This window comes from Streptomyces sp. NPDC037083 (genome assembly GCF_055606485.1).
The window spans coordinates 359,811-375,416 of the sequence record NZ_JBVJSQ010000009.1 but is presented as its reverse complement, the minus strand read 5'-3'; the positions used below and the strand labels follow the sequence as shown (position 1 = coordinate 375,416).

The 15,606-nt window shown below is 73.5% G+C and carries 12 protein-coding genes; 10 read left to right on the top strand and 2 right to left on the bottom strand.

The annotated features are described in order from the left end of the window. The 3 genes from ACZ7DE_RS25280 to ACZ7DE_RS25270 form a co-directional block, all read left to right on the top strand. Nucleotides 1–3,599 (top strand): HAMP domain-containing protein (locus ACZ7DE_RS25280; protein ID WP_470764897.1); only part of this gene is annotated, 3,599 nt, incomplete at its 5' end. Between the two features lie 176 nt (nt 3,600–3,775). Then, nucleotides 3,776–6,145 (top strand): SpoIIE family protein phosphatase, encoded by a 2,370-nt coding sequence (locus tag ACZ7DE_RS25275; RefSeq protein ID WP_470764940.1) that lies wholly within the window; start codon nt 3,776–3,778, stop codon nt 6,143–6,145. A gap of 221 nt (nt 6,146–6,366) precedes the next feature. Then, on the top strand, nt 6,367–6,753 hold the full coding sequence (locus ACZ7DE_RS25270) for an STAS domain-containing protein (RefSeq protein WP_470764895.1): 387 nt from the start codon (nt 6,367–6,369) through the stop codon (nt 6,751–6,753). Between the two features lie 185 nt (nt 6,754–6,938). Here ACZ7DE_RS25270 and ACZ7DE_RS25265 read toward each other — a convergent pair whose 3' ends face one another. After that, nucleotides 6,939–7,412 carry a MarR family winged helix-turn-helix transcriptional regulator gene (locus ACZ7DE_RS25265; protein ID WP_470764893.1) on the bottom strand — a complete coding sequence of 158 codons (474 nt, stop codon included), beginning with the start codon at nt 7,410–7,412 and terminating at the stop codon, nt 6,939–6,941. Nucleotides 7,413–7,487: 75 nt separating this feature from the next. On the opposite strand from ACZ7DE_RS25265, the gene ACZ7DE_RS25260 reads away from it, so the two are divergent. From ACZ7DE_RS25260 to ACZ7DE_RS25235, 6 genes are read left to right on the top strand one after another with little or no spacing between them, the layout of a single operon-like run. Then, nucleotides 7,488–8,768: a PP2C family protein-serine/threonine phosphatase gene (locus ACZ7DE_RS25260; RefSeq protein ID WP_470764892.1), complete on the top strand. Its 1,281-nt coding sequence runs from the start codon at nt 7,488–7,490 to the stop codon at nt 8,766–8,768. Between the two features lie 5 nt (nt 8,769–8,773). Then, on the top strand, nt 8,774–9,679 hold the full coding sequence (locus ACZ7DE_RS25255) for an STAS domain-containing protein (RefSeq protein WP_470764890.1): 906 nt from the start codon (nt 8,774–8,776) through the stop codon (nt 9,677–9,679). Further along, entirely contained in the window at nt 9,676–10,080 is a 405-nt protein-coding gene (locus tag ACZ7DE_RS25250) for an STAS domain-containing protein (RefSeq protein ID WP_470764888.1), read from the top strand. The genes ACZ7DE_RS25255 and ACZ7DE_RS25250 overlap by 4 nt, the downstream gene beginning before the upstream one ends. After that, nucleotides 10,077–10,526 (top strand): anti-sigma regulatory factor, encoded by a 450-nt coding sequence (locus tag ACZ7DE_RS25245; RefSeq protein ID WP_470764886.1) that lies wholly within the window; start codon nt 10,077–10,079, stop codon nt 10,524–10,526. The genes ACZ7DE_RS25250 and ACZ7DE_RS25245 overlap by 4 nt, the downstream gene beginning before the upstream one ends. Beyond that, on the top strand, nt 10,523–11,638 hold the full coding sequence (locus ACZ7DE_RS25240; RefSeq protein ID WP_470764884.1) for an anti-sigma regulatory factor: 1,116 nt from the start codon (nt 10,523–10,525) through the stop codon (nt 11,636–11,638). Before ACZ7DE_RS25245 ends, ACZ7DE_RS25240 begins: the two co-directional genes overlap by 4 nt. Then, complete coding sequence (locus ACZ7DE_RS25235; protein WP_470764882.1) at nt 11,635–13,380, top strand: PP2C family protein-serine/threonine phosphatase; 1,746 nt, start codon at nt 11,635–11,637, stop codon at nt 13,378–13,380. Before ACZ7DE_RS25240 ends, ACZ7DE_RS25235 begins: the two co-directional genes overlap by 4 nt. A gap of 103 nt (nt 13,381–13,483) precedes the next feature. Here the strand turns inward: ACZ7DE_RS25235 and ACZ7DE_RS25230 are convergent, their stop codons facing one another. Then, the gene (locus ACZ7DE_RS25230; RefSeq protein WP_470764880.1) at nt 13,484–13,990 is read right to left on the bottom strand and encodes a MarR family winged helix-turn-helix transcriptional regulator; all 507 of its coding nucleotides are present in this window, start codon (nt 13,988–13,990) and stop codon (nt 13,484–13,486) included. A 227-nt stretch (nt 13,991–14,217) separates the two neighbouring features. Between ACZ7DE_RS25230 and ACZ7DE_RS25225 the strand changes: the two genes are divergently transcribed. Then, nucleotides 14,218–15,594 (top strand): NAD(P)/FAD-dependent oxidoreductase, encoded by a 1,377-nt coding sequence (locus tag ACZ7DE_RS25225; RefSeq protein ID WP_470764877.1) that lies wholly within the window; start codon nt 14,218–14,220, stop codon nt 15,592–15,594. Nucleotides 15,595–15,606 lie beyond the last annotated feature (12 nt).

Genomic DNA, 15,606 nt, shown 5'->3' with positions numbered 1-15,606 from the left:
GCGAGATCCTCGAACTCAAGAACACCATCAACACGATGGTCGACCAGCTCTCCGCCTTCGCCGACGAGGTCACCCGCGTCGCCCGCGAGGTCGGCACCGAAGGACGCCTCGGCGGCCAGGCCGACGTCAAGGGGGTCAAGGGCACCTGGCGGGACCTCACCGACTCGGTCAACTTCATGGCCGGGAACCTCACCAACCAGGTCCGCAACGTCGCCCAGGTGGCGACCGCGGTGGCCAAGGGCGACCTCTCCCAGAAGATCACCGTCGACGCCCGCGGCGAGATCCTCGAACTCAAGAACACCATCAACACGATGGTCGACCAGCTCTCCGCCTTCGCCGACGAGGTCACCCGCGTCGCCCGCGAGGTCGGCACGGCCGGCAACCTGGGCGGCCAGGCCACGGTCCGCGGGGTGTCGGGCACCTGGAAGGACCTCACCGACAACGTCAACGTGATGGCGTCGAACCTGACGGGCCAGGTGCGCTCCATCGCCCAGGTCGCCACCGCCGTGGCCCGCGGCGACCTCTCGCAGAAGATCACCGTCGAGGCCAAGGGCGAGGTCGCCGCGCTGGCGGACGTGATCAACACCATGGTGGACACGCTGTCCGCGTTCGCCGACGAGGTGACCCGCGTCGCCCGCGAGGTCGGCACCGAGGGACGCCTCGGCGGCCAGGCGCAGGTCCCGAACGTGGCCGGCACCTGGAAGGACCTCACCGACAACGTCAACTCCATGGCCAACAACCTCACCGGCCAGGTCCGCAACATCGCGCTGGTCACCACCGCGGTGGCCAAGGGCGACCTGTCGAAGAAGATCGACGTGGACGCCCGCGGCGAGATCCTCGAGCTGAAGACGACCATCAACACGATGGTCGACCAGCTCTCCGCGTTCGCCGACGAGGTGACCCGCGTCGCCCGCGAGGTCGGCACCGAAGGACGCCTCGGCGGCCAGGCCGAGGTGGAGGGCGTCTCCGGCACCTGGAAGCGCCTGACGGAGAACGTCAACGAACTGGCCGGGAACCTGACCCGGCAGGTCCGTGCCATCGCGGAGGTCACCAGCGCCGTCGCGGAGGGCGACCTGACCCGGTCGATCACCGTGGTGGCCTCCGGAGAGGTCGCCGACCTCAAGGACAACATCAACTCGATGGTGGAGTCCCTGCGCGAGACCACCCGCGCCAACCAGGAGCAGGACTGGCTGAAGACCAACCTGGCGCGCATCTCCGGTCTGATGCAGGGCCACCGCGACCTGCCCGTGGTCGCCGAGCTGATCATGGACGAGCTGGTGCCACTGGTGTCGGCCCAGTTCGGCGCCTTCCACCTGGCGGAGGAGGGCCCGGACGGCCCCGAGCTGCGGCTCGTCGGCGCCTACGGCTACCCCGCCGACGACACCCGTCCCACCCGCATCCCCTTCGGCCGCTCCCTGGTCGGTCAGGCCGCGCGCAGCCGCCGCACCATCACCGTCGACGAGCTGCCGCCCGGCTACGTCATCGTCTCCTCGGGGCTGGGGCACGTGGAGCCCAGCGCCCTGCTCCTGCTGCCGATCGTCTTCGAGGGGCAGGTCCTCGGCGTCATCGAGCTGGCGTCGGTGACCTCCTTCACGCAGACGCACCTGGACTTCCTGGAGCAGCTGCGGGTGACCATCGGCGTCAACGTCAACACCATCGTGGCCAACGCCCGCACCGACGAACTGCTCGACGAGTCCCAGCGGCTGACGGCGGAACTGCAGGCCCGTTCCGCCGAACTGCAGTCCCAGCAGGAGGAACTGCAGCACTCCAACGCCGAACTGGAGGAGAAGGCCTCGCTGCTGGTGGCGCAGAACCGCGACATCGAGGCGAAGAACCTGCAGATCGAGCAGGCCCGGCAGGAGCTGGAGGCGCGGGCGCAGCAGTTGTCCCTGGCGTCCAAGTACAAGTCCGAGTTCCTGGCGAACATGAGCCACGAGCTGCGCACCCCGCTCAACAGCCTGCTCATCCTGGCCCAGTTGCTGGCGCAGAACCCCTCGCGCAACCTCACCCCGAAGCAGGTCGAGTACGCGGGCATCATCCACTCGGCCGGCTCCGACCTGCTCCAGCTGATCAACGACATCCTGGACCTGTCGAAGGTCGAGGCCGGAAAGATGGACGTCTCGCCGGAGCGCGTCTCGCTGCGGCAGCTCATCGAGTACGTCGAGGCCACGTTCCGGCCGATGACGTCGCAGAAGAGCCTCGAGTTCACCATCGACACGGCCGCCGGCGCCCCCGCCGACCTGCTGACCGACGACTCGCGGCTGCGTCAGGTGCTGCGCAACCTGCTCTCCAACGCGGTGAAGTTCACCGAGCAGGGCGGCGTGGAGCTGCGCATCGAGCCGGCCTCCGACGAGGAGGTGCCGAGCGGCGTGGTGCGCGGCGGCACCGTGGTGGCGTTCCGTGTGAAGGACACCGGCATCGGCATCCCGGAGCAGCAGCTGGAGACCATCTTCGGCGCCTTCCAGCAGGCGGACGGCACCACCAGCCGCAAGTACGGCGGCACGGGCCTGGGCCTGTCCATCACCCGCGAGATCGCGCATCTGCTCGGCGGCGCGGTCACGGTGGACAGCACACCGGGACGCGGCAGCACGTTCACGCTGTATCTGCCCGTGGCGCGACGGGACTTCCAGGAGGTCGTCGAACGGGGCCGGACGCTGGAGCGGGTCCAGGGCGAGACGCCCGCCGCGCTCCCCGTGGGCGCTCCGGGCGTGCCGGTGGCGGCCGGTCCGTCCGGGCGGCGTCCGCGCCGGCTGCTGGTGGTGGAGGAGCGGCCCCGGGGTCTGCTGACGCTGGTGGCCGAGAGCGTCGTCGCGGACATGGCGCGCGGCCGGGAGGACGGTACGTCGGCCGCCCCGGTGGACATCGTCACCGCCGTCGGGGCGCACGAGGCGGCGGGTGCGCTGGCCGCGGAGCCCTGCCACTGCGTCGTCCTGGAACTGGGCATGCCGGACGCCGAGGCGTCGCGGTTCCTGGAGGCCCTGCACGACGACTCGGCGCTGACGGGCGTGCCGGTGCTCGTGCACAGCGGACACCGCGCGGACCTCGCGCAGGAGCAGAGTCTGCAGTCCCGCGCCGCGGGCAAGCCGATGGAGTTCCTGTCCAGCCTGGACGAGCTGCGGGAGCGCATCACGCTGCACCTCTCCGCCGAGCAGCCCGGGGACGTCCTGGCGCTGGTGCGGCCGGACGAGCCGCAGCCCGAGGGTCCGCCGCCGGTCGACGACGCCGTCGTGGGCCGCACGGTCCTCGTCGTCGACGACGACGCGCGCAACCTGTTCGCCCTGAGTGGCATCCTGGAGCTGCACGGCGTGCGGGTGCTGCACGCGGAGAACGGCCGCGAAGGGATCGAGACGCTGCGCACCAACCCGGACATCGCGCTGGTGCTGATGGACGTGATGATGCCCGAGATGGACGGGTACACGGCCACGGCCGAGATCCGCCGTATGCCCGAGTACGCCGAGCTGCCGATCGTCGCGGTGACCGCCAAGGCGATGCCCGGCGATCGGGAGAAGAGCCTCGCCTCAGGGGCCAGCGACTATGTCACCAAGCCGGTCGACACCCATGACCTCATGGCCTGCGTCCGGCGCTGGCTGACCGTCTGAGGACGTCCCACCCCCCGCGCCACAGGCGTCCCCAGTCGAGGAGTCCGCACACCGTGACCATTCCCGCCCAGCCGACAGAGCCCGGCGACGCCCGGTCGCTGCCCGCGCCCACCGGCACGGCCGGGGCCAACACCGCCACGGCGGCCGGCCCCGACCCGTCCGGGGGACGTCAGCTCGTGTCCGAGGAGGACGGGGGTGAGGCGGAGGCCGCCGCGTCCTCGCCCGTGGGCCGGCTCGCCGCCACCGTGGACCGGCTGCGCCGGGAGGTGCGGGCGGCTCAGGCCGAGGCCGAGGGGCGTGCGCTGATCGAGCTCGCCAAGGGCATCCTCGTGGAGCGCCTGGGCTGCGGGCCGGCCGAGGCGGCCCAGCAGCTGTCCGACCTGGCCGAGCAGGCCGGGACGACGCCGCTGGAGTTCGCGGTGGACGTCATCAACCAGGCGGCCAAGGACCGGCTCTCCGAGGTGACCGAGGCCTTCCTGGCCGCCGTCCGGGGGGCCGACGAGGCGGAGGAGCAGTCGGCCGCCGTGCGGCTGCGGGCCGCCGAGAGCGGGGCGCTGGCGGCGGCGCACGACACCCAGGCGGTGGCCGACTCCCTGCTGCAGCACGCGCTGGGCCCGCTGGGGGCGGTGGCCGTGGCGATCTGGGCGGCGGCCTCCGACGGCTCGCTGAGCCTGGCGGGCAGCGCGGGCTTCTCCCCCGGCGAGGCCGAGCGCTGGCGGTACGTCCCGCCGGACGTGGCCACCGTGGCCCGCAACGCCCTCACCGAGGGCTCGACGCAGTGGATCGGCTCGCTCGACCGGACCGGGCTGCCCACCCTCGGCCGGCAGCTGCACCCCGACGGCGGTCGGGTCGCCGTGCCCGCCGCGACCGCCGGACGCGTCCACGGGATCCTGGAGATCGCCTGGCCGTCCCCGCTGTCCCCGCAGCCGCCCCAGGTGATGCGCCAGGTGGAGGCGCTGGCCGAGCTGTGCGCCCACACCCTGCAGTCGTACGCGCATGTGCGCGGGCACGACCAGCAGTCGCTCGTGCTGCCGGACGCGGCGGAGCTGATGGACCTGACGGACGGACTGCACGACCCGGCCCTGGTCCTCGTCCCGCATGTCGACGGCTCGGGCAAGCTCCTCGACTTCCGCATCCAGCACGTCAACGACCGCTTCCTCGACCCGGCGGGGCGGCCCCGGGCCGTGATCAACGGCGCCCTGCTGCTGGAGGCCTATCCGATGGCCGCCGGCGGCGGTGACCTCTTCCAGCGCATCGAGCGCGTGCACGCCACGGGCGAGCCGTTCCGGGCCCGCCGCATGAGTCTGACGGCCCTGGTCGGCGAGGTGCCGCTGGCGGCCGTCGCGGACCTCAGCATCAGCCGGCACGGCACGTGCGTGCTGCTGATCTGGCGGATCGAGGACGAGGCGGCACGGCTGGCGAGCCTGTTGCAGAACGCCCAGCGGCTCGGCCGTATCGGCGGTTTCGAGGAGGACCTCCTCACCGGCGAGACCATGTGGAACGGGCAGCTGTTCGCCCTGTACGGACGTCCCCTGTCAAGCCCTCCGGTCCGGCTGGAGGAGCTGTCGGAGCACGCCCACCCGGACGACGCGGTCGTCGTCGGCCGCCTCCTGCGCACGCTGCTGCACCACCGCCGGCCCGCCTCGGCCGCCTTCCGGCTGCAGCGGCCGGACGGAGTGACCCGGCACATGCGGATCGTCGCCGAGCCGGTGCTGGACACCGACGGCCGTCTGGTCGCCGTGCGCGGCGCCTACCAGGACATCTCCGCACAGCACTGGACGGAGGTGGCGCTGGCCGCCACCCGCGACCAGCTCGCGCAGACCGAGCAGCAGGCCAGCGAGCGCAGCCGGCTGGCGCTGCAGCTGCAGCACGCCATCATGCCGCCGACCCGGGCCCCGCTGGAGGTCCCCGGGCTGCAGGTGGCGGTCCGCTACCGGCCCGCCGAGGAGGAGCACCTGGTGGGGGGTGACTGGTACGACGCCGTCGTGCTGCCCTCGGGCGGGGTGATGCTGTGCGTGGGCGACGTGGCCGGGCACGGCATCGAGGCGGCGACGAGCATGGTGGTGCTGCGCAACGCGCTGCGCGGGCTGGCGGTGACCGGGGCGGGGCCGGGGCAGCTGCTGTCGTGGCTCAACATCGTCGCCCACCATCTGACGGGGTCCATCACGGCCACGGCGGTGTGCGGTCTGTACGACCCGTCGAGGCGGACGCTGCGCTGGGCCAGGGCGGGTCATCTGCCGCCGGTGCTGGTGCGGGACGCCCAGGCGGCGCCGCTGCCCCTGCTGAGGGGCATGCTGCTGGGCGCCGTGCCGGACACGGAGTACGAGGAGGAGGAGGTCCAGCTCGCGGCCGACGACACCCTGCTGATGTACACCGACGGCCTGATCGAGCGCCGGGACCGGTCCGTGGAGGAGTCGCTGACGCAGTTGCTGGTGCAGGCCCGCACGGTGCCGCCGACTCTGGACCAGCAGCTGGACCGGCTGCTCACGTACAGCAAGTCCGACACGGACGACGACACCTGCATCGTGGGCATCCGGCTGCACTAGGGCCGCGCGGTCACGGAGGCGCGGCGTCGATGCATGCCCTCGCGAATCGGGGGTATCTGGCTGTGCGCACCAACAGGGCGGGGATCCGCAGGTGGAAGGGGCAGGACTGGACCATGGGGAACTCTCCCGTGCCGCCCCCCACCGTCCCCGTCCGCCGTCAGGGCGTATCGAAGTCGCCCGCCGGGGTAGACGCCCCCGACCGCCAGCTTTCGGAGGAACACGTGTCCATCGCCCAGAACCCCCTGTCCGTCGAGGTCACCCTGCCTCGGGAGGACGTCGCCCTGGTCACGGTCGAAGGCCACCTGGATCTCGACACCGCGACCGAGTTCCAGGCCCATCTGGCCAACCAGCTGCATCACGGTCGACGGCACTTCCTCATCGACCTGTCCGAGGTCCCCTTCATGGACTCGTCCGGGATGAACATCATCCTGCGGGTCTACCAGGAGGCCCGGGCGCTGCCGGGCAGCGTGCACGTGATCAATCCGACGCCGGCCGTCCGCCGCGTCCTGGACCTCACCGGGGTCAGCATCACCGTGCCCATATCCGACAAGGCGGAGCAGGCCCTGGAGCTCATCGACCGGCAGCAGCCCGGGACCCCCGGGCACTGAGTAGCGGCCGTCGGCGCCCGGGCGCCGGCCGTCGCGCCCGTGTCGGAGAACACGCAGGTGCGGGCGAGTGCCGTCCAATAGTTGTCATTTGACAACTGTGCACGTGAAGCAACAGAGTGAGCGGGACAGATGCGGGAGGGATCACCGATGTGCCTGTGGGCGAACCCGATCGCCCGGGAACACCGTCAGGCGGTACGGGCGTCAGCGGCGTCGGACTCGTGGATCTGCGCGGCCGCGGCCGTGCAGAACGCCTCCAGCCCTCTCAGCAGCGCCGAGCGCTGGGCGGCCGGCATCTGCTCCAGCACCCCCTCCAGCGCTACCTCGCGGCGTGACCTCAGGTCGGCGAGGAAGGCGCTCCCGCGGCGGCTGAGGAAGAGCTCCAGCTCCCTGCGGCTCCCGGCGGAGGTGCGGCGCTCGACGAAGCCGACGGCCTGGAGCCGGTCGCACAGGCGGCTGGTGGACGGCGGCGTGGACCCCAGGGAGTCGGCGAGCGTGCGCAGGTTGATGCCTTCGTGGTGTTCCAGAATGAACAGCACACGCAACTGGGAGGCGGAGACCGGCGCCGTGGAGGCGCGGCCCCAGAGGACTTCCAGCAACTCCGACGCCTGTGAGGTCACACGCGCCACCTGGTGGGGCTGCGGACGCGAGGAGGAGGACATCACGGTGACACTCTCGCAGGCTTCGCGACGGCTGTCAGCCCGCCCCCGGCTCCGGAAGACGACGGGACCGGCCGCGTGAACAGACTCGTCGCCGCCGGACGCGCCCTGCGCTCCGCGGCACCCCACCGACTCCTCGACGCACTGCACACGGTGCTGCGGGCCCACTACGCGGCGGAGGCCGTCGAATTCCGCCTGGCCGACTACGGACTGACCGAGCTGCTGCCCGTGCCCCACGAAGGCCACGGCGCATCGGGTCCGCGGCCGGCCCCGCTGCACGCCGGCGCCCCGGGCCGCGCCTTCGGCGCCCAGGAGCCGTACCTCGAGGAGCTCGACGGCGGCCGGGTCCTGGCGCACCTTCCGGTGACCGTGCGCGGCGACCGGCTGGGCGTCCTGTCGGTCACGCTGCCCGCGAAGGCGGCCGGCCGGGAGCGGCTCGCCGAGCTGGCCGAGCTGGCGCAGCTGCTGGGACACGAGGTCGTCGTCGCCGAACGGGACACCGACACCTACCGGCAGGCGCGCCGCAAGGACCGGCTGACGCTGGCGGCCGAGATGCAGTGGCAGTTGCTCCCGGCCCGCTCCTGCGCCCGGGACGAGTACGCGCTGGGCGCCCAGCTGGAGCCCGCGTACGCCGTCTTCGGCGACAACTTCGACTGGGCGGCCTCCGGCGACCGGCTGATGATCTACGTCACCAACGGCATGGGCGAGGGCATCGAGGCGTCCCTGCTGACCGGTCTGGGCATCAACGCGCTGCGCAACGCCCGCCGGGCCGGCATCCCGATCGCGGACCAGGCGGCCCTGGCCGACCAGGCGATCCACGCCCACTACCGGGGCGAGGCGCACCTGTCGGTGCTCCTGGTGGAGATCGAGCTGGCCACCGGGCGCATGCAGGTCGTCGACGCGGGCTCGCCACAGATGCTGCTGGTCCGCGACCGGGCACTGACCCGGGTGGAGCTCGACGCGCAGCTGCCGCTGGGCATGTTCGAGGAGACCGACTACGTGGCGCAGGAGTTCACCCTGCTCCCCGGCGACCGGCTGCTCTTCGTCAGCGACGGGGTGCACGCGGTCGCCGCGCCGGGCGGCGAGATCTACGGCGAGCACGCGCTCGCCCGGGCGGTGTCGTCGGCGGCCCTGCTCCCGGCGGCGGACGTCCCGGGCGCGGTGCTGCGCGAGCTCACCGGTCACCGGGGCAGACCCGAGCCGGACGACGACGCGCTGGTCGTGTGTCTCGACTGGTTCGGGAGACGACCCACGTCGCCGTCCGGCCGCCCCGGCTCGGACCTGTCGCCCGACGACGGACACACCACGGTCCCCTCGCCATCGTCGGGACCGCAGCGACACGACGCGGACGAGGAGTGAAGCAGTTGCCGGAACACGATACGGCGGCGGAGAACGCGGAGAACGCCACGCCCACGGAGGAGGTCGGCGCCTTCCTGAGCCGCCGCCGTGAGCAGATCGCCCAGCGATGGGCCGACGAACCCCTGTTCCGCGCGGTGTTCACCGTCTCGCGGGACGAGGCGGTGGAGGCCGGCCGGGCGGTCGCCGACGCACTCGCGCAGGTCGCCCAGTCCGGACGCGTGATCGACACCGACGGCGCCGGATTCACCATGGTGCGCGAGCAGTTGGCGAGGATGGCGGCCGCCCGGGCCCGGGCCGGTCTGAGCGCCGCCCAGATCTCCCACGAGGTGGACGCCCTGCGCGCCCCCGTGGTGAACCTGCTCGTCGCCGACCTCCCGGACGCCCCGTCCGCACGCCTCATGGAGTGCGCGACGACCCTCACCGCGCTGATGGGGACGCTGCGGCTGGTGGTCATGGAGACCTCGCTGTCCGAGGGCCAGGCCCTCATCGACCGGCAGCAACTGCAGCTGCTGGAGGTCGCCACGCCGGTCATCCGGCTCTGGGACGGCATCGTCGCCGTCCCGCTGATCGGCACCCTCGACAGCGCCCGCAGCCAGGTCGTGATGGAGACCCTGCTCGAGTCGGTCGTCGACCAGCAGGCGCGCTTCGCGATCCTGGACATCACCGGCGTGCCGACGGTCGATTCGCTGGTGGCGCAGCATCTGATGAAGACCGTGGCCGCGGTGCGGCTGATGGGCGCGGAGTGCGTCGTCTCGGGCATCCGCCCCGCCATCGCGCAGACGATCGTGCACCTCGGCCTGGACCTGCCCGTGGTCACCCGGGCGAGCCTCGCCGACGCCCTGGCGTACGCCCTGCACCGGCTGGGCGCCGACATCGTGCCCGCCACGTCAGGCGGTGCGGGTCCCCGGTGAACCACGACCTCTCCCCCGCGGGCGCCGCCCCCGTGCCGGTGCTACGGCTCGGCGACGTCCTGCTGATCACCCTGCAGGGCGAGCTGCACGACCGTACGGCGGAGCAGCTGCAGCAGGACATCGCGGAGTCGATCGTCCGCAGCCGGGTGACCGGGGTGGTCATCGACATCTCCGGCGTGGACATCATCGACTCCTTCCTGGGCCGGGTGCTGGCCGAGATCGCGGCGAGCGCGCGGCTGCTGGCCGCGCAGACGGTGGTGGCGGGCATGCGGCCCGCGGTGGCGATCACTCTGGTGGAGCTGGGGCTGACGCTGCCGGGACTGCGGACCGCGCTGAGCACCGAGGCGGCCCTGGACATGCTCGCGGCGCCCTCGCACGGCCCGCGCCGGGAGCCGCGGTGAGCGGCACGGCCGCGGGCGTGGACGCCCGCCTGCCGATCCGCTCGGACCTGGACCTGGTGTGGGTGCGTCAGCACGTGCGCCAGGCGGCCGCCGCGGTCGGTTTCGGCCTGGTGGAGCAGACCAAGCTGGTCACGGCGGCAAGCGAGCTGGCCCGCAACACCCTGGTGTACGGCGGCGGCGGCGAGATGGCCGCCGAGCGCGTGTCGGACGGGCGGTCGGCGCACGGGCTGCGGCTGACGTTCACCGACCAGGGCCCGGGCATCGCCGACCTGGAACAGGCGCTGAGCGACGGCTACACCTCCGGCGACGGGCTGGGGCTGGGCCTGGGCGGGGCTCGTCGGCTGGTGCACGAGTTCGCCATCGACAGCGCGCCCGGAGCCGGCACCACGGTCACCGTGACCTCCTGGGCCGCCCGCCCGCCCCGCCCGCGTGAGGAGCTCCGATGACACGGGTGTGGGACGTCCCCGTGCACGACTCGACGCGGCTGCGCGACGCGCGGGTGGCCGCAGAGGCCGCGTCGGCGCTGGCGGGCCTGGACCGGGCGCGCACCGACGACGCCGCCCTGGTGGCGACCGAGCTGGCGACGAACCTGCTCAAGCACGCGCACGGCGGTCAGCTCCTCGTGGAGGCGGTCCCCGCGCCGAGCGGACGGGCGCGGGGCCTCATGGTCCAGATCGCCGCCGTCGACCACGGGCCGGGCATGTCCGACGTCCCGGCCGCCCTCGGCGACGGGTTCTCCACGGCGGGCTCGCTCGGCGCCGGGCTGGGCACCTGCCGACGGCTGGCGACCGACTTCGACATGCACAGCGTCCCGGGCCGCGGCACGGTCGCGGTGGCCCGGATCGGCGGCGCGCCGAGGACCCGCGGCGGCCGGGACGCCGCTTCCCGGGGGGCCGGCCCCGACGCCGCGAGCGAGACCTCCGCCCCCGCCTCCGCCCACGCCGTCGTCCCCGCCCGCGTCGGCGGCGTCAACATCCCCTTCCGGGGCGCCGAGTACTCCGGGGACGCCTGGACCTGCGTGCAGGCCGACGGCCTGCTGACGCTGATGCTGGCCGACGGGCTGGGACACGGGCCCGAGGCGGCCCTCGCCTCCGGCGCCGCGACGCAGGAGGTCCGCCGCTCGGGCCACCTCCCGCCCGCCGAGCTCCTGCGCCGGCTGGACGGCGCCCTGCGCGGCACGCGGGGCGCGGCCGTCGCGGTGGCCCAGCTCGACGTGCGGGCCGGGCGACTGCGCTTCGCCGGCATCGGCAACGTGGGCGCGCGGCTGCGCGAGGGCGACTCCTGGCGGCATCTGCTGTCCCGGCCCGGCATAGCCGGCGTGCACCGGCCCACCAGCCTGCCCGAGACGGAGGCGTCCTGGGCCGCGGACCGTCTCCTCGTCCTGCACAGCGACGGGCTGCCCAGCCGCTGGACGCCGCCCGCCGACCCCCGTCTGCTGTCCGCCGACCCCGCCCTCACCGCCGCGGTGACGGTGCGCGACGCCGGCAGCTCCGCCCGCCCGGTGCGTGACGACACCGCGGTGGCCGTCCTGTCCCCGACCCCGCCGGACCGCCCATGACGCGCACCTGGGAGATCAGCTCCGTCACCGACGCGGCACGCGTCCGGATCGCGACCGCGCGGGTCGCCGCCGCGTACGGCGTGCCGCCGCTGGAGCGCACCCGGCTCGCCACCGCGCTCAGCACACGGCTGCGCCAGTGTCTGACCAAGGGCGGCGCCTGGCAGGTCGCCCTGACGGCGGCCCGCGGGTCGCTGCGGGTCGAGGTCGCCCCCCGCCCCGCCGGCGACGAGCCGCCGTGGCTGATCACCGCGCCCTGCCCGGAACTCCCCCCGGCCCCCGTCAGCGACGCGGTGGCGGGCGACGCCGCCGTCCTCTCGGAGGCCCTGCTCGGCGCCGACGAGGACGCCGCCGTGGTGCTGGAACGACTCGCCGAACAAGAGGAACTCGTCGCCTTCCACCGGGAGGAGCTGCACCAGACCAACCAGGGCGTCCTCGCGCTGCACGCCGAGCTGGACGCCGCCGGGCGGGCGCAGCGCGAGGCCTTCGCCGCGGAGCACGCGGCACGCCGGGAGGCGGAGAACGCCCGCCGCAGGCTGACCTTCCTGGCCGACGCCAGCGCGGCACTGACGGCCTCCCTCAACCATGAGGAGATCGTGCGCAGGCTGCCGGAGCTGCTGGTGCCCGAGTACGCCCGCACGGTCGACGTCTGGCTCTTCGACACCGAGGGCGAGCGGGGCGCGTCCGTACCGCACCCGGCCGCCGCGGTGCTCGCGGCCCGCACCGGACGACCGCAGTACGCCGCCGCGGAACCGGGCGGCCTGCCCGGCGTGGACGACCAGCCGCCGTCGGCGCTGCTGCCCGAGCGGCCCCTGCTGTGCGTGCCGCTGCCGACGCGCCGCGCGCCGCTGGGCGTCCTGACGCTGACCCCGCCCGGCGAGCGCTGGGACCCGGACGACGCCGTGATGCTCCTGGAACTCACCCGGCGGGCCGGCGGCGCGCTGGAGAACGCCCGCCGCTTCGAGCACAACCGGGACATCGCCGAGACCCTCCAGCGGGCCCTGCTCACCGAGCTGCCGACCCTCCCGGGGCTGCGCCTCGCGGCCCGCTATCTGCCGGCGACGTACGGGCTGAACATCGGCGGCGACTGGTACGACGCGTTCCGGCAGCCCGACGGCAGCCTGATCACCGTCATCGGCGACGTCACGGGGCACGGGCTGCACGCGGCGGTGATGATGAGCCAGCTGCGCACCGCGCTGCGCGCATACGCCGTCGACGGCGGCTCCCCCGGCGAGCTGTTGACGCGGCTGCACATCTTCCTGCACCACCTGCAGCCCGACCTGTACGCGACCGCCGTGATCGCCCGCTTCAAGCCCGGCGAGCCCGTGCTGACCTGGGCGGCCGCGGGGCATCCGCCGCCCGTGCTGCGCGGACCCGACGGGCGGGTGAGCATCCTGGACGCCAAGCCGGGCGCGATGCTCGGTATCCCGCTGCACCAGGAGATCTCCGACCACACCGTGCCGTTGGAGCCGGGGTCCACGCTGGCGCTCTACACGGACGGGCTGGTGGAGCGCCGTGCCCAGGGCATAGACCCGGGGATCGAGCGGCTGGCGTCGGCGCTGGGCGCGTTCCCGGCCGAGGAGCTGGACGCGGACCTGGACGGCTCGGCCGAACGCATCCTGGACCCGATGCTGAGCGACTCCGAGCGCGACGACGACGTCTGTCTGCTGCTGTGCCACCTCGGCAGCAGGCTCGAGGGGCGGCTCGACTCTCAGCCCGGCGGGCCCCTGCCGGCCGAGGCCTGAGAGACGCCCGGCCGCCCCTCCCGGCCCCGGTCGGACCGTCCCGACGGCCCCTCCCGGCCGCCCGCCCCAGCGCCCTGTGCCAGCGCCCCGTCCCCGCTGCCCGTCAGTCGCCCGTCTCGCGCGGCCCTCGACCGGCCCCGGGCCTCCTGGCGTGCGCCTGGTGGAAGGCGTACAGACCCTGCTCCAGGGCGGCGCGCTGGCCCGCCGACATGTCCTCGAGCACGGCCGCGAGCCGCCGGACCCGTCGCTCTCCCACGTCCGCGAGGACGCGCTGTCCGTAGGCGGTCAGCACGAGCTGCACCTCGCGCCGGTTGCGGGGGTGGACGGCGCGGTCCAGGAGCCCGGCGGCCTCGAGGCGGTCGCACAGGCGGCTAGCGGTGGGCAGGCCGACGCCGAGATGCTCGGCCAGGGCCGTCAGGTTGAGCTCCGGTCTGCGCCGGACCGTCCGCAGGGCGAGCAACTGCCGGGCCGGCAGCCGCGGCGCCGCCTCCTCGGCGGCCAGGAGCCAGCAGGCCACCAGGCTCTCCACCGCGTCCGCGACCTGCCGAGCCTGCGTCCGGCGGCCGTCCCGCCGGCCGTCGTCGGCGCCCTCCGCACAGCCCACCGTCATCGCTCTCCGACCACCGCGATTGTCATGTACGTCGGCCTACCCGAAGGGCGGGGGCGTACACAGGCCCATCTGCGGGTACGGAGGCAGCCTCAGGAGAAACGTTCGTCTGCATGCCTCGCCCGGCTGGCGGAAGCGGTACGGGCGCGGTGGGATCGATGAGGTGCGAAGCGCCCGGGGGCGGGGCACGCGCATGACGTCGGGCAGACCGCCTGGAGCCGCAGAAAGGGATGGACATCGTGACACGACCCAGGATCCTGGTGGTGGGCGCGGGCTTCGCGGGAGTGGGGTGCGTTCGACGTCTGGAACGCGAACTCTCCACCGCGGAGGCCGACGTCACTCTGGTGACGCCGTTCGCCTACCAGCTCTATCTGCCGCTGCTGCCACAGGTCGCCTCCGGCGTGCTGACGCCCCAGTCGATCGCCGTTTCGCTGCGCCGCAGCAAGAAGTACCGCACCCGGATCATCCCCGGCGGCGCCGTCGGCGTGGACCTCAAGTCGAAGGTCTGCGTCATCCGGACCATCACCGACGAGATCGTCAACGAGCCGTACGACTACATCGTGCTGGCTCCCGGCAGCGTCACCCGCACCTTCGACATCCCGGGGCTGACCGATCACGCCTTCGGGATGAAGACCCTGGCGGAGGCCGCGTACATCCGCGACCACGTCATCACCCAGCTCGACCTCGCCGACGCCAGCAACGACCCCGCCGAACGGGCCTCGCGGCTGCAGTTCGTGGTCGTCGGCGGCGGCTACGCCGGCACCGAGACCGCCGCCTGTCTGCAACTGCTCACCCACAACGCGGTCAAGCGCTACCCGCGGCTGGATCCGGGCCTGATCAAGTGGCATCTGATCGACATCGCCCCGAAGCTGATGCCGGAACTCGGCGACAAGCTGGGCCGCAGCGCGCAGGAGGTGCTGCGCAAGCGCGGGATCGAGGTCTCGCTGGGCGTGTCGATCGCCAAGGCCGGCCCGGAGGAGGTCACCTTCACCGACGGCCGGGTCGTCCCGACGCGGACCCTCATCTGGACGGCGGGCGTCGTGGCGAGCCCGCTGATGGCGACGCTCGGCGCGGAGACGGTCCGCGGGCGGCTCGCCGTCGAGGCGGAGATGAACCTGCCCGGCCACGACGGGGTGTTCGCGCTCGGGGACGCCGCCGCCGTGCCCGACCGGGCCAAGGGCGAGGAGGGCGCCGTCTGCCCGCCCACGGCCCAGCACGCGATGCGGCAGGGCAAGGCCGTCGCCGACAACGTCATCGCGACGCTGCGGGGGCAGTCGATGCGGCCGTACGTGCACAAGGACCTCGGCCTCGTCGTCGACCTCGGCGGCACGGACGCGGTGTCCAAGCCGCTCGGCATCGAGCTGCGGGGGCTGCCCGCGCAGGCGGTGGCCCGCGGGTACCACTGGTCTGCGCTGCGCACGGGCGTGGCCAAGGCCCGGGTGCTGACCAACTGGACGCTCAACGCGATCGCGGGCGACGATTTCGTCCGTACCGGGTTCCAGGCCCGCCGGGCGGCGAAGCTGAAGGACTTCGAGTACACGGACAGCTATCTGACGCCCGAACAGGTGCGGGCGCACGTGGAGGGGGCAGGGTCGGATTCCGCCTGAGGCACGGACGGC

Excerpts from the sequence above, each read along its gene's own strand:
- ACZ7DE_RS25265 (WP_470764893.1), bottom strand. The coding sequence starts at position 7,412 with ATGTCCTCCTCCTCGCGTCCGCAGCCCCACCAGGTGGCGCGTGTGACC.
- ACZ7DE_RS25240 (WP_470764884.1), top strand. The coding sequence starts at position 10,523 with ATGACACGGGTGTGGGACGTCCCCGTGCACGACTCGACGCGGCTGCGC.
- ACZ7DE_RS25235 (WP_470764882.1), top strand. The coding sequence starts at position 11,635 with ATGACGCGCACCTGGGAGATCAGCTCCGTCACCGACGCGGCACGCGTC.
- ACZ7DE_RS25230 (WP_470764880.1), bottom strand. The coding sequence starts at position 13,990 with ATGACGGTGGGCTGTGCGGAGGGCGCCGACGACGGCCGGCGGGACGGC.
- ACZ7DE_RS25225 (WP_470764877.1), top strand. The coding sequence starts at position 14,218 with ATGGACATCGTGACACGACCCAGGATCCTGGTGGTGGGCGCGGGCTTC.